11 protein-coding genes are annotated in these 14,502 nt (G+C 39.7%); 3 read left to right on the top strand and 8 right to left on the bottom strand.

Annotation, left to right across the window (positions count from 1 at the left end):
- Positions 1–19 precede the first annotated feature (19 nt).
- Both ACIFPW_RS02785 and ACIFPW_RS02780 read right to left on the bottom strand, forming a co-directional pair.
- Complete coding sequence (locus ACIFPW_RS02785; RefSeq protein ID WP_430241844.1) at positions 20–1,312, bottom strand: DUF2254 domain-containing protein; 1,293 nt, start codon at positions 1,310–1,312, stop codon at positions 20–22.
- A gap of 179 nt (positions 1,313–1,491) precedes the next feature.
- Positions 1,492–2,052: a methyltransferase family protein gene (locus ACIFPW_RS02780; protein WP_430241842.1), complete on the bottom strand. Its 561-nt coding sequence runs from the start codon at positions 2,050–2,052 to the stop codon at positions 1,492–1,494.
- 415 nt (positions 2,053–2,467) lie between these two features.
- On the opposite strand from ACIFPW_RS02780, the gene proB reads away from it, so the two are divergent.
- From proB to ACIFPW_RS02765, 3 genes are all read left to right on the top strand, one after another.
- Positions 2,468–3,610, top strand: coding sequence for a glutamate 5-kinase (proB, locus tag ACIFPW_RS02775; RefSeq protein ID WP_430241841.1), 1,143 nt, complete (start codon positions 2,468–2,470; stop codon positions 3,608–3,610).
- Positions 3,611–3,781: 171 nt separating this feature from the next.
- Positions 3,782–5,047 carry a glutamate-5-semialdehyde dehydrogenase gene (locus tag ACIFPW_RS02770; RefSeq protein ID WP_430241839.1) on the top strand — a complete coding sequence of 422 codons (1,266 nt, stop codon included), beginning with the start codon at positions 3,782–3,784 and terminating at the stop codon, positions 5,045–5,047.
- A 153-nt stretch (positions 5,048–5,200) separates the two neighbouring features.
- Positions 5,201–6,310 (top strand): NADH:flavin oxidoreductase, encoded by a 1,110-nt coding sequence (locus ACIFPW_RS02765; RefSeq protein WP_430241838.1) that lies wholly within the window; start codon positions 5,201–5,203, stop codon positions 6,308–6,310.
- 141 nt (positions 6,311–6,451) lie between these two features.
- Here the strand turns inward: ACIFPW_RS02765 and ACIFPW_RS02760 are convergent, their stop codons facing one another.
- From ACIFPW_RS02760 to ACIFPW_RS02735, 6 genes are all read right to left on the bottom strand, one after another.
- Positions 6,452–7,093 carry a YczE/YyaS/YitT family protein gene (locus ACIFPW_RS02760; RefSeq protein ID WP_303535377.1) on the bottom strand — a complete coding sequence of 214 codons (642 nt, stop codon included), beginning with the start codon at positions 7,091–7,093 and terminating at the stop codon, positions 6,452–6,454.
- Between the two features lie 183 nt (positions 7,094–7,276).
- On the bottom strand, positions 7,277–8,200 hold the full coding sequence (locus ACIFPW_RS02755; RefSeq protein WP_303535378.1) for a peptidoglycan-binding protein: 924 nt from the start codon (positions 8,198–8,200) through the stop codon (positions 7,277–7,279).
- A gap of 313 nt (positions 8,201–8,513) precedes the next feature.
- Positions 8,514–10,268 (bottom strand): thiol reductant ABC exporter subunit CydC, encoded by a 1,755-nt coding sequence (gene cydC, locus ACIFPW_RS02750; protein ID WP_430241836.1) that lies wholly within the window; start codon positions 10,266–10,268, stop codon positions 8,514–8,516.
- Positions 10,268–11,983, bottom strand: coding sequence for a thiol reductant ABC exporter subunit CydD (cydD, locus tag ACIFPW_RS02745; RefSeq protein WP_430241834.1), 1,716 nt, complete (start codon positions 11,981–11,983; stop codon positions 10,268–10,270). The genes cydC and cydD overlap by 1 nt, the downstream gene beginning before the upstream one ends.
- Positions 11,983–12,996: a cytochrome d ubiquinol oxidase subunit II gene (gene cydB, locus ACIFPW_RS02740; RefSeq protein ID WP_430241832.1), complete on the bottom strand. Its 1,014-nt coding sequence runs from the start codon at positions 12,994–12,996 to the stop codon at positions 11,983–11,985. Before cydB ends, cydD begins: the two co-directional genes overlap by 1 nt.
- Positions 12,993–14,387 (bottom strand): cytochrome ubiquinol oxidase subunit I, encoded by a 1,395-nt coding sequence (locus ACIFPW_RS02735; RefSeq protein WP_430241830.1) that lies wholly within the window; start codon positions 14,385–14,387, stop codon positions 12,993–12,995. The genes cydB and ACIFPW_RS02735 overlap by 4 nt, the downstream gene beginning before the upstream one ends.
- Between the last annotated feature and the right edge of the window lie 115 nt (positions 14,388–14,502).

Genomic DNA, 14,502 nt, shown 5'->3' with positions numbered 1-14,502 from the left:
GAACGGGAGCCTTTATTAACTATTTGCATGTGTCATCTAATACTCGGGAAGTATTTAATAGAAATTCCCGATCAAGATCAGGAAGTTCATCGAGATCAATACTTGTTAGTAAGTAGTGATGGAATCGCTGAACATCTGCTTTAATTTCTTTCTGTTGACCATCCGCGGTTAAAATTAGTGCATCAAGTATACCATTTAACATGGATACATCGTCTTTACCGTAGTGTCTAATCTGATAAAAGGCCTTATAAAGATATTGAAAGAAAGGCTTAGGCGTAGTTAATACACGTAAATTTCTCTTATCATCAAAAAACGCTTCCTTAGGTTCATACGTATTGCCAATTTTGGCGAGAATGGTACCAATTCGATTCGTGCAGTTCACAGCCGTGTGAGGATCATTAACAGAGGGAGAAATAGCCCTAAGAGCAATATCAACTAGTTTTTGAATTGAAAATTCTAAGTCTTGGTCATTTATTCTCTCTGTTCCAATTGCAATGATATTTAATATATCACTGGATGAAACCGAAGAAGCATCTTTGGCCCAAATCGTGGCAATCCTAGATCCGTTTTGTACATAGTTTCCTACATCTGCATCTAGTCTTAGTACACTTTCATATTTAGTAGCCAAGTTAACTAGTTTAGCGTAAGGTATTCGCTGAATGTAGCCCATTTTCTCACTGTATATCGGTATTCCAGCCTCTTCTTTTAGCTCTTCTTCTTCCCATCTATCCCACTTTTCAAAAGTTTCACCTTCATGTAATTCACTTTTACTTTCTACAAGGTATAACGATCTGCGGGTGATTTTTTCAATCAGATTGTTGACCTGAACAAAAGTAGCCGAATGATGAATAAACAATACAAAGAACAATAAACACGCAATCGCAAGGATCACTGTTAAGAGAGGCGATAAGATAATCCGACCATCCTTACCAGTTAATAGAAGCATGTTCACAAGGGCAAAGATAAATCCTGCCACAAAAACACCTAGCACGTGCTGTGTAAAGCGGTCAGAAATAAAATCTTGTAACACCCTCGGTGAGAACTGTGAAGAATAAGTTGTCAGCACAACCATAATAGACGAGAATGAAATGGTTGTCATGGTTAATATAGCCGTAATTAACGGAGCATATAGTGCCTGAGCGATTTTCTCCGTAGCTAGAAATAGCTTTGGAATTGTTCCATCCAATTGCGCAATGTACATAATGTCAATCCAAGTACTTAGAGCGACAACTACGATAGATATGGTGCCATATACGACTGGAAGAAACCAGAAGCTGTTGCGTAAATTAATCGATGTCTTAGAATAATTCATGTGTTAAATCCTCTTTCACTATTGTGTCATCTCTTTCTTGTTCCCTCATTCACTTGAGCTAATCCCAATATTTGATGATGGATTAATATCCCAAGCGATAGCCGTGCTTTGTAATATGCCTCAAGCTCTTCTGATGACCCGAATGGTCGCAAAATGAACGCAAACCATGAAGATAACTTTTAATAAATGAACGGTAGAATCCTATATCTATCTTTTCCCCATTCGTGATAAGTTTCTCCAACTGACATATAGAGCATTCTTTCCTCAATCCGGATACGGTATAAGAGAGCCGGGACAATGAGTAGAATGGATAGTAAAATGCCGCCCCACGTGCCTATGTATAATGGAAATCCTATCATGATTAGTAGTAGTCCAGTATATAGAGGATGGCGTAATAAACGATAGGGACCAGAACTAACAAGATCTACTTTGCTTTCTACTACTACATTTCTAGAAAAAAAGCGTCCTAGTTCTTGAATACCCCAATATCTCAATACAATCCCACTTCCATAAAGAAAGAGCCCTAAAACTTGATTAAATATGTTGTTTTGAAATGTGAAAAGATCAATCCCACTAAAATAGAGCGTTCCTATAATCACACCAGAGATCGCTAACAAAATAAAAACAAAGGACCGCTTTTCAGAAGAAGAGGTTTCTGTGTTTTTCTTTCCTCGTTTCATGATAAATTCACTTACCCATAAAACCGAAAGCAGAATGAATAATACATCAATTACACTCATGGCGCTCCCCCTTTATTATACCTTAATCAGCAGTATACCAGACTTCAATCCTTATTGTCTGACATCGATAGTGGCTTTGTATAAAACAGTCACTTTATACAATTCCACAAATGAAAACCCTTACATTAAGCAAAAGTTCTTCACTAGACTTATACAGCTTCGCGAATAAAATGGATATTATTGTAAATAATTCATGTTTTTCACTTCTTATATGGAGTGGTGAGCAAGCCTCTCATCTTCTAAGCGTATGTTAAACGAGTTTAGAGCAAACATCGTCCATATTCTTAGTTATTCTCCACTTATTCGGACTATTTGGGCAAGTCTTGTTGTCAGCACATAAGCGTTTGTTATACTCATAGAGTCAATTGATTAAAGCAATCACACATTTAACGGCAAGTTATATAGGAGTGAAATAATGAATCTAAACGACGAAAAGAAACGAATCGTAATTAAAATCGGAAGCAGCTCTTTAACGAGCAGACTCGGAGACATTAGCCGAAGAAAACTTGAACGACTAGTAGATGACATTGTAATGCTTAAAGATGAAGGACATGAAGTACTTCTAGTATCTTCTGGCGCAGTAGCTGCTGGATATCGCAGACTAGGATGCTTAGAACGTCCAACATCACTTTCAGAAAAACAGGCCGCTGTATCAATCGGTCAGGGACTGTTAATGGAAGCTTACTCAGAACGTTTCATATCTCACGGCTACACTGCTTCACAAATTCTGATTACGCGCAGTGACTTTTCTGATCGCAAAAGATACAACAACGCAAGAAACACTATTAATGTACTTTTAGAACGAGGAATCGTTCCAATTGTTAATGAAAATGATACCGTAACAGTTGAACGTCTAAAATTCGGAGATAATGATACCCTTTCAGCGAAAGTCGCTGCACTTGTGAGTGCCGATCAGCTTATTATTCTTTCTGATATAGATGGACTATATAGTGAAGATCCGAGAAAGAACCCGGATGCTAAACTGTTAGAGCACGTAACTGAAATTACTCCAGAAATCGAAGAATCTGCCGGAGAACCTGGTAGTTCTGTCGGCACTGGTGGCATGAGATCGAAAATTGATGCAGTCAAGATTGCTATGGCATCAGGTACACCTTCTTTCCTTGGAAACGCAACAACTAAAGGAATTATTTATAATGCTGTTCATCAAACAGCAACTGGAACTTACTTTACCCCAGAAGGTCAAACCGAGCTTGATAACAAGAAACAATGGATAGCCTTCAATTCAGGTCCTGAAGGTGAAGTCATCGTGACTGATAAAGCAAGCTCTGAGATTTCTGAACATGAACGGAGTCTTCAACCCGTAGGCGTTCATTATGTACACGGGCACTTTAAGCCAGGGGCAGTTGTGAAACTGACAGACATGGATGGTGAAGAAATAGGTCTGGGTGTTACAAACTATTCTTCCAAGCATTTGAAAATGATTAAAGGACTTCCAACTGAAGAAATTTCTGAGCTTATTGATATTTCAGTGAAAGAAGCCGTTCATATCAATGATTTTGTTTATCACGATCAGCTAGCTATTCCACTCGGTTCATAATAAAAAGAACGATGATTGTGAGGGGTTTTCCCCTTCATCAATCGTTCATTACAGCATTAGGGACAGTTAATTCTAATCTTTTCATTTAGATGAACCTATATTTTAAGATTAGCCTTTTACTGCCCTATACGTCTGAGATAAAATAGAAGAAAAAAATATAGGAGGCGTTTGATGACTACTCTAGATCCGATTAAAGTAAATGTAAAAGAACAAGCAAAGCAAGCACAGGTGGCTTCCAAAGCCCTCTCCTTGCTTACAACTGAGGAAAAAAATCAGGCACTACTGATTATTGCCGATGAGCTCGAAAAAGAAACAGATTATATCCTAAATGAAAACAAGAAAGACCTTGAGCGCGGTAAAGAAAAAGGCTTTACAGAAGCGTTTATGGATCGTTTAAGCTTATCTAAAGAACGCGTAAAAGACTTTGCTAATGGTCTTCGCGAAGTGGCAGAGCTAGAAGATCCGGTTGGAGAAGTCATTTCTGATTGGTCACTTGATAACGGCATGCAAGTCGAACAAGTCCGCGTCCCGCTCGGCGTTATTGGTATGATTTATGAAGCACGTCCAAACGTAACCGTTGATGCGACGGGTCTTGCACTTAAATCAGGAAACGCTATCGTCCTCAAAGGTGGTTCTAACGCTCTTAATTCCAACAAAGGGATTGTTCGCGTAATTCATGAAGCACTTCCAAAAACCAAAATCCCTGTAGACGCGGTTCAACTAATCGCTACAACTGATCGCGAAGCAACGAGTCAACTCTTTACGATGAAAGAACACATTGATGTTCTAATTCCTCGTGGAGGCGGCGCTCTAATTAATACAGTCGTGAACAATGCAACTGTCCCAGTACTAGAGACAGGCGTAGGTAACTGTCATATTTATTTTGATCAGTCAGCTGAAGCTGAGAAGGCAATAAACATCTTGATTAATGCCAAAACAGATCGGCCAGCTGTATGTAATGCAGTTGAAACACTAATCGTTCACAAGAAATGGCTTGAAGAAAATCTGGACGTTCTTGAAAAATCACTAGCTGATCATAACATTAAAGTTCATGGTGATGAGCATATCGTAAACACGTTTAAAGATGCTGTACTTGCTGATGAAGATGACTGGAGTAACGAATACCTTGGTCTTGAAATTGCAATCAAAACAGTCGAAAACACTGAAGAGGCAATTGATCATATTGAAAAGTATGGCACGAAGCATTCTGAAGCGATTATTACAGAAGATGCTAAATCTGCATCCCTATTCCGCAGTCTTGTAGATGCGGCTGCAGTCTATCACAATGCATCCACTCGCTTTACAGACGGCTCTGCTCTAGGCTTTGGGGCGGAAATCGGTATTTCTACCCAAAAACTACATGCTAGAGGACCTATGGGTCTCCCTGCTTTAACAACGATTAAATATTGCATGACAGGTACTGGACAAATCAGATAAACGTACTCTAAACCACCCTTTAAAGAAAAGGGTGGTTTTTCTATGAAGTAGTAGCCATTGAGGATTCTACTATACTGAGCATAACTTTCGTGTAATCTAAGGCTCCCCCCTTATAATTACTCCATACACACGATAAAAGAGAGGATGATAATCATGACATATGAAAACTTATATACTTCAGAAGTGCTAGGAAAGATTTCATTAAAAAATCGCTTTATCGTCGCTCCAATGACTAGAATAACGGCAACAGATGACGGTAGCGCAACAACAACAATGCGCAATTATTATGAGCGTTTTGCGAAAGGAGGATTTGGTGCTATCATCACTGAAGGCATCTATACGGATGAAAGATATAGCCAGGGATATTTAAACCAGCCCGGGTTAACAAATAAAAACCACGTTGAGACGTGGAGAAATATCACGTCTTCCGTTCACGAGTTCGGAACTCCAATAATTGCCCAACTGATGCATGCAGGTGGACAAAGTCAAGGGAATGCATATTCAGATGTAACTGTAGCACCTTCTAATATTCCTCCCAAAGGAGAACAGCTTGGCTTTTATGGAGGATCAGGTCACTTTGATAAACCAACACCCCTTTCGATCGACGATATTAAGGAAGTGAGACACTCCTTTATCAGTGCTGCCCGGCATGCAAAAGAAGCTGGATTTGATGGTGTTGAAATTCATGGGGCCAACGGATATCTTCTTGACCAATTCTTAACAGACTATTTAAACCATCGAAACGATGAATATGGTGGATCACTTGAAAACAGGCTGAGACTTCTAGTTGAAGTGATTGAAGATGTTCGAAATGAAATAGGAGAGGACTTTACAGTTGGCATTCGTATATCTCAAATCAAAGTTGCTGACCCGGCTTATAAATGGCCTGAAGGCGAAAAATCTGCTAAAACCATTTTCTCCATTCTAGAAAAAGAGCTTGATTACATCCACGTCACAGATCCTGATGCAACTCAACCTGCATTTGGAGAGGGAACGAAAACGTTAGCTGCGGCAGCGAAAGCCTTCAGTTCCATTCCAGTGATCGCAAATGGACAGCTAGGTGATCCAGATAAAGCAACTAACCTTATCGGAAGCAAAGAAGGTGATTTTGTTAGCCTTGGTACTAGCGCTCTCGCAAACCCTGACTATCCAAATCGTCTTTCAACCGGAAAAGAGTTAAAACCATTCGATTTCGAAAGTTCTCTTCTTCCGCTTGCTTATATTAAAGAACATGAATTGAAAGAAGAGATCATCAGAAATTAACTCTATAGCCCTCCCTCTCCAAATTGGTGGAAAAGAATAGTATCTACGAGAAAAATGAATAGAAAAAAGCCTACCCAGAATTATTGGTAGGCTTTTTTGTTATGATTATCGTTCTTTGATCTTTTTGAATCATTGATCAGCTTAATAAGAGGATTCATTAGATGACACAGGATGTTGATAATGCAATATCGCTGTTAGTAACGCTTTACACTGAGGTAGTGCAAATTGAATGATCTTACCTAGCATAAAAGCAATGATAATACTGCCAATACCAACTGGTCCTCCCAGCATCCAACCGAGGAGTAACACAGTAATTTCGATACCATTTCTAACCCAATCAATGCGCCAACCTGTTTTTTCAACAATGAGTAACATAATACCATCGCGAGGTCCAGCACCGAGACCAGACGTTACATATAAACCAATACCGTAACCTAGCACAACAACACCGACAATGAATATGACGGCTTGTGCCAACAATGTTTCAGGATCTGGTAAAACATATAAGAAGAAATCAATAAATAATCCCAGTAGCAGCATATTTAGAAAAGCCCCCACTTTCGGAAGTGACCTTGTATAAAGTGAAGTGAAGCTTAGTATAATAAACCCAGTTAGAATAGACCAGCTTCCGATCGTTAATCCAAACTGCTTAAATAAGCCATAGTGAAAAACATCCCAGGGACCAATTCCAAATGTTTTCCCCTTAATGGTCATTGCAATCCCTAGACCAAGAACAGCGAGACCCACGAAAAAGAAACTCCACCGAATGATTTTATTTCGCATTGAAAAGCCCCTCTCAAACAATACAATTTCAAACCTTTGAAACTATATCATAAGAAAGAAAACATAAAAACCACCCGGGAAACTAGGTAATGGAGTTGGAAATCACCTTCTATATTATGTAGCTTTCATTAAGGATAAAAAAAACTGCCTGATTTCTTAATCAGGCAGTTATCTTTTATTTAATTAGTCCATTACCGTTACAGTAACTGTTTTACGACCAAAGTCTAGTGCATCTTGTTGGTCGGCCATGAATAGATCAACTCGATTACCTTGGATTGCGCCGCCAGTATCACCAGCAACGGCTTCTCCGTAACCTTCTACATATACTTTAGAACCTAGTGGGATTACATCAGGGTCAACAGCGATTACTTTTTGATTTGGATTAGCTCTCAAATCAATACCAGTTGCTGTTACACCAGAGCATCCTGTACAGAAAGCAGTGTAAGCTGTTGCTTCCATCTGAATTTCTTGTCCACTTGCCTGTGAAGACTTACTTTCAGTGTTTGATTCTTTTGCAGGCGTGGAATTAGAAGTAGTAGATGTTTGAACTGCTTCCTTATTAGCTGTTTCTTTCGGTGCTGGAGCACTACCACCGTTTAGTACAGACCACGTGTTCTTACCTGCAATACCATCTACCGATAGACCATTGTCAGCTTGGAACGCACGAACTGCTTGTTCAGTGATAGGACCATAAATTCCGTCTACTGTATAGTTATAATAACCGCCAAGCTCTTCTTGTAGTGCTTGTACTTGGTGACCGTGATCACCTTGAACGAGCGTACGCATAGCTTGTCCATTATTTACGCTTTGCATTGCTGAAAATGTATTTGGACCTGCGATACCATCAACTGAAAGACCGTGCTCTTTTTGGAATTGCTTTACAGCACCTTCAGTAATAGATCCGTAGTATCCTGTGGATTCATCATAGTTGAAATACCCCTTGGCAGACAGTACATCCTGTAACTCGACAACGTCGCCGTGTTTTTCACCATAAGAAAGTGTTTGATCTCCTAGTGCCGCCTCTGAAACTACTGGACTAGCAAACATCATTCCAGCTAGTGCTGTGGATGTAACCACGTTTCTTACAATGTTTTTACGAGCTACCATGTATACATTCCTCCTGAGAGTTTTTAATATTGGTGTTGGTTTGTTTATCTCTCAATCACCCATGTTCCACATGATAACAGGCAAATATAACACAGTGATTTTAGTCCAATAACAAGTCGGTTACATAAATATGACAGATTAATACGGTTTTTATAAACTTTGCACAATATAGTACCTAATACCTATTTACGTCATGTGTTTATTACAATTATGTCAACAAACTAGTAAAAACCCTTATTTTAGGTTCTTCAAAAAGAACAAAATTAAATGAATTCTTTTCAATCATGCTCTTGCATTCCCTTTACAAGGTCTTTTATCCTATCATTTTCATTTCATCATTAACTTTCTTTAATTGAAATGGCGTGTCTAATTCATAAAGCCTTCTGTAGCGGTCACTCGACACGAGCAGCTCATCATGCTTTCCTTCCATTACAATTTCACCTTCATCCATAAACAGAATTTGGTCCATTCTTTTCATTCCAACAAGGTGGTGTGTAACCCAAACAACGGTTTTACCATCAAGAACGTGAAAAATTGTAGAGAGTAATTCCTGTTCCGTTCGAGGATCAAGAGCAACAGTAGGTTCATCCAGAAGGACGATCGGTGCATCTTGCAACAAAATACGAGCTAGTGCAATTCGTTGACGCTCTCCTCCCGAGAATCTCATTCCCGCTTCTTCCATAGAAGTTTGATAGCCTTCAGGTAATGCAACAATAAAGTCATGAAGTTGGACGCTTTTCGCCGCTTCATATACCTCTTCATCTGTAGCAGATGGCTTCCCGAGTCGAAGGTTATTCAATACCGATGTATCAAAAAGATAAGGCTGTTGATTAAGTACACTTAACTGTTGTTTATTCCCATTAGTCAGAGCTGTCTCTAAACCGTTTATAGACACACTACCTTCAGAAGGAGAATAGATTCCTTTCATAAGATTAAGAAGACTCGTTTTACCAGAACCACTCGGACCAAGAATAGCAAGCTTTGTTCCCTGAGGTATTTCTAGATTGATATTTTTGAGTATCCATTGTCCTTTGTTCGTTTGATAACTAACCTTATCAAAGCGAAGATGACTGTTTTTCCAAACGCTTTTCTCATCATATTCTTCCTCAGAAGGTTTCTCCAATGACAATCCTTTCAATCGATTAATCGAATCTTCATATCCTGGAAGTTCACTCACAGCATCAGAGAGTGGAAGAAAGGCCTCTGTTAATGGAAAGAGAATAAGAACAAATGCGGCAATTAGCGTATGGGAAATCTGTCCATCCATACTCTGATTTCCTGTCCAAACAAGCATAGATAAAACAATGATTGCAACAACACACTGAGCAGCAAAATTTCGATAAGAAACAAAAGCAGACCGACGTCTCTCTTCCCTATAAATCTCCGCATCATCCTTTTCAACATTTTCAATAAACGTTTTCTGGTGACCGCTAAAGACCCAGTCTCCAATTCCAACCACACCATCTGTTAGCGTGCTGTATTGAGAGCTACGACGACTTTTTAGCATTGCTACATTTTTACGGGTAACTAATAAGGACACTAAAGGAAAGAGAAAGACGAGAATAAAGCCATAGGTGGCCATTAATCCCGCAAATACCCAGGAGAAAGTCCCAAGCATTCCTATCGCGACTGCATATAAAAAGAAACCGATCACAGAAGGGAAGATCGTCTTTACGTAAACATCTTGTAAATATTCAATGTCCTCGGCCATCACACCAAGGAGATCTCCTGTTTTTATACTGGCTCCTTCTTTTAAAACTCTCGGTTCAATGGTTTCATATAATCGAGAGCGCATATGTGAAAGAACCTTTAAAATAATATGGTGACCTAGCAACTTCTCACTATATCTTGAAACAGCACGTAATATGCCAAATGTCCTTACCGCAACAATTGGCACATAGATTAATAGAAGATTTTCCGGTCTAGTGGCAGCTTTAGAAATGAGAAATCCGGATGTAAACATAAGAAAGGCTGCTGAAAATGCTGTCACTAAACCAAGCAGGATGACAAGCGAGAAGAGCTTTGCATTCTCTTTTAAATAGGGAAGAATCCATCCTTTCTTCTCCATTATGAGACCCCCTCCATTTGCAAATACACCATTTGATAGTAGCTACCTCTTCTAGACATGAGATCTTCATGAGTACCAAACTCAACCACTTTACCCTTTTCAAGCATAAGAATCAGATCCATCTCTCTCATCCAATGCAGACGGTGCGTGGCCATGAAAACAAGTTTATCTTCTAATAAGGGAAGGATCTTTTTCTTTATCTCGTATTCTGTTTCAACATCAAGCTGGGCTGTTGGCTCATCTAGAAGTAGAATGGAGCGATCTTCAAGAAATGCGCGAGCTAACGCGATTCTCTGTACCTGACCACCACTTAATTCTCTTCCGCCCTCCCCGATCTTTTCGTTTAAACCATTAGGAAGATGATCAAGGACTTTCCTCAAACCAGCTGCCTCTGCTGCGCGTTCGACCGCTTCTAATGAAGCATCTTGATTATAGAAACGGATATTATTTGCTAAAGTATCATGAAAAAGATGAGGGTGCTGCGGGATATAAAATAACTGCTTCTGCCATTCCTCATGCTTTAGATGGTCCAATTCCTGACCATTTATCTCAATGGTCCCTTCACTTCCTTCAAGAAACCCTCCCAATATGTCAATCAAAGTCGATTTACCAGAACCACTTTCTCCAATGATCCCTATTTTCTGCTTTCCTTTTACTGAAAAAGAGACGTTTTGAAGAGCATTTCTTTCATTTCCATGATCTACGGAAAGATTTTGAATCGTTAAAAGGTCTTTATCAGACCAATGAGGAATCGCTCCATTTTCTTCTTTAAAATCTTGTGTTTGAATCATATCCAATAACCTTCTTCCTGCATCTTGTCCATCCAACGTTGCATGATAATCATTTCCTAGCTCACGAACTGGAAGAAAAAATTCAGGAGAAAGAATTAAAATCGTAAGAGCTGGCATTAAAGATATCTCTCCTTCTACAAGTCGCAATCCAAGAAATACAGCGACTGTAGCGATTCCTAACATTGTAAAAAAGTCGAGAGCAAATGAAGAAAGAAAAGCTACTCGAAGCGTACTCATCGTCGATTTCCGATACTTCTCACTCACTTCTTGAATGCTTCTGGCGTGTTTTCCACTTAATCCAAGATACTTCAGAGTTTCAAGTCCACGAAGGGAATCAACAAAATGATTAGATAAAATGCGATGTGTGCTCCACTGCTTATCCGCCTTCTTCTTCGCAGCTAATCCAAGTAAGATCAGAAAGCCAATCAATATTGGTAGAGTGAGACTTAAAATAATAGCTGACGTCACATCAAGAGTCCAAACATAGATAAGGACAAGCGGAGCAACAATAAGCATGGCCGTTAATTTAGGAATAAATAACTCTAAATAAAGTCGGAATTGTTTTGCCCCGTCAATTAATAACGTAACAAGATTGCCAGTACCCCATTTCGCTGCATAGCGTGGACCTAACGCAAACAATTTTGCAATGGCATCTTTCTTTAAAGAAGCAGCCGTTTGAGCAGCATAACGATCGATCACTTTGGTCATAATCAGCTTAACAAGATGCCTGATAATAAAAGCTATAAGGAAAAGCGAAACAACGGAATAAATTCGTTGCAGTGCTTCTCCATCAAAGAGTCTTGTTACTGCTTCCGCAAGCCATTTCGCCTGCAGGATAATCACGGTCCCTTGAATAACGGTTAATACCGTTAGGATAAACAGCACCTTTTTGACATCTTTTAATTGAAATAGAATTTTACCCATTAGTAAACCATATCCTTACCATCTACACGCTTTCTGAAAATATAATAGCTCCAGATTTGATAACCAAGGACAAAAGGAAGAAGTGTGAGCGCCACAATGGTCATTACCTTTAATGAATAGTTTCCAGAAGAAGCATTATAAACGGTTAAATTATAAGCGGCATCGATTGAGCTAATCATTACGCGTGGGAATAACGCTGTAAATATGGTTGAAACCGTTAAAGCAATACCTGAGCCAGTCATTCCAAATGCCCACCCATCACGCTGCTTTTTCAAAAATACGATCGCCAAAGAATAACTGAGTACAATCAGCGCAATAAGCGTTACACTTATAACCCCGCGGTTACTGAATAAATCCGTTTCAAAATAAGAAAGTCCAACAAAAGCAACTAATGAAGCCAGAACACCATAAATCACTTTGCTCGCTAATTCTCTCGCACGCTTCTGAAGATCTCCAACAGTTTTCAGAGTGAGAAATACAAGTCCATGTAAGAAACAAAGCATGGTCACAGTTACCCCACCTAATACCGTGTATACATTGACATAATCACTAAAACCCGCATGGATATTCATTTGTTCATCAATTGGCATTCCTCTTAAAATACTTGTAAAAAGAACCCCAAATAGAAATGGCGGCATAATACTTCCAACGAATACAACCCAGTCCCACGACTTGATCCACTTAGGGGTATCCACCTTTCCACGAAATTCAAAGGCAACTCCACGAGCGATAAGCGCAAGAAGGACAAACACAAACGGTATATAATAACCGCTGAACATCGTTGCATACCAGTGTGGAAACGCCGCAAAGATGGCGCCTCCTCCTGTTAATAACCACACTTCATTCGCATCCCAGAATGGTCCAATCGTGTTAACCATTATTCGCCGCTCTAGCTCATTTCTTCCGAGGAAACGACTGGCCATACCCACACCGAAATCAAACCCTTCGAGAAAGAAAAACCCAACAAACAAAACAGCAACGAGTATAAACCACAGTTCATTAAGTGCGATCATAAATAGGCCCCCTGATCAAACGGATCAACTGCCACTTCTTTGTCCTCATGAGCAGTATGTTCTGATCCCTTTTTAATTTCACGAACGAATAAGTAAACGAGTAAGATAGCGAGAATCGTATAAATCGCAGTAAACGATAGGAATGAGAAAAGCAAGGACGCCTTTGATACGTTTGGAGAAACAGACGCAGAAGTTGTCATCAACCCAAATACTGTCCACGGTTGACGTCCGATTTCCGTCATAATCCATCCAGCTGAGTTCGCAATAAATGGAAACGAAATGAGCCACACCATTCCTTTTAAGTAAAATTGGCTACCCTCAAGCTTTTTGTAGAAATTTAGTAACAACCCGAGAAATGAAGTGAAAATCATTAGCATTCCAGCACCCACCATAATGCGAAAGCTCCAGAAAGTCGTTTTAACTGGAGGAATATAATTCCCCTCTCCGTATTTTTCTTCATACTCTTTTTGCAAGGTCTTCATACCCGGTACTTCACCACTAAACTCTTCATAAGCAAGGTAACTTAGTGCATAAGGTATGTTGATTTCAAATGAATTTTCTTGATTTTTGGAGTCAACCAACGCGAAAGCCGTCCAGGCTGCTGGATCTCCACTGTCTTCCCATAGCGCTTCACTAGCCGCCATCTTCATTGGCTGTGATTCCATTAAATGCTTCGCCTGTGCATGACCACTGAACGCGACCCCCATCCCAGAAACAAAAGCAACAATCATCGCAATGTTAAACGACTTTCTAAAAAATTCGACTTCCTGTTTACGGAGAATTTTATATGCACTCACGCCTCCAATAAAAAAAGCACCGGTTGCAAGTGCACCAAAGATTACGTGTGGAAATTCGACGAATAGCTGCGGGTTCGTAAGGAGTGCGAAGAAGTCATTCATCTCTGCTCTTCCGTTTCGAATCACAAAACCTACTGGTTCCTGCATAAATGAATTCGCTGCTAAAATCCATAACGCTGACATCAACGTTCCGAGTGAGACGAGCCAAATACACATTAAATGAAGTTTCTTCGATAACCGCTCCCATCCAAAAATCCATAAACCAATAAACGTTGATTCCATAAAGAAGGCAAGCAACGCTTCAATCGCAAGCGGAGCTCCAAACACATCTCCAACAAATCGAGAATACTCAGACCAGTTCATCCCAAACTGAAATTCCTGGATAATCCCCGTCACTACCCCAACAGCAAAGTTAATGAGAAACAAGTGCCCCCAGAATTTCGCCATTCGTTTATACACTTCTTCTCCTTTCACAACGTATAGCGTCTCCATGACCGCTACTAGAAAGACAAGCCCAATAGACAACGGAACAAACAAAAAGTGAAAAATCGTTGTTGATCCGAATTGTAGTCTTGCTAAAAATAGTTCACTCATACTAAATCCCCCTCAATCCTCTCTAATGACTATTCACACATGCACAAAATAACAAATATGTAATTAATCACCATTTAGATACATTATCCTATGACAAAAGTCTCTTTCCGCTTCT

The organism is Pseudalkalibacillus sp. NRS-1564 (assembly GCF_050467905.1).
Classification (GTDB): Bacteria; Bacillota; Bacilli; order Bacillales; family Guptibacillaceae; genus Guptibacillus; species Guptibacillus hwajinpoensis_B.
The sequence above is the reverse complement of the archived record's forward strand: the minus strand, read 5'-3'. Positions and strand labels throughout refer to the sequence as shown.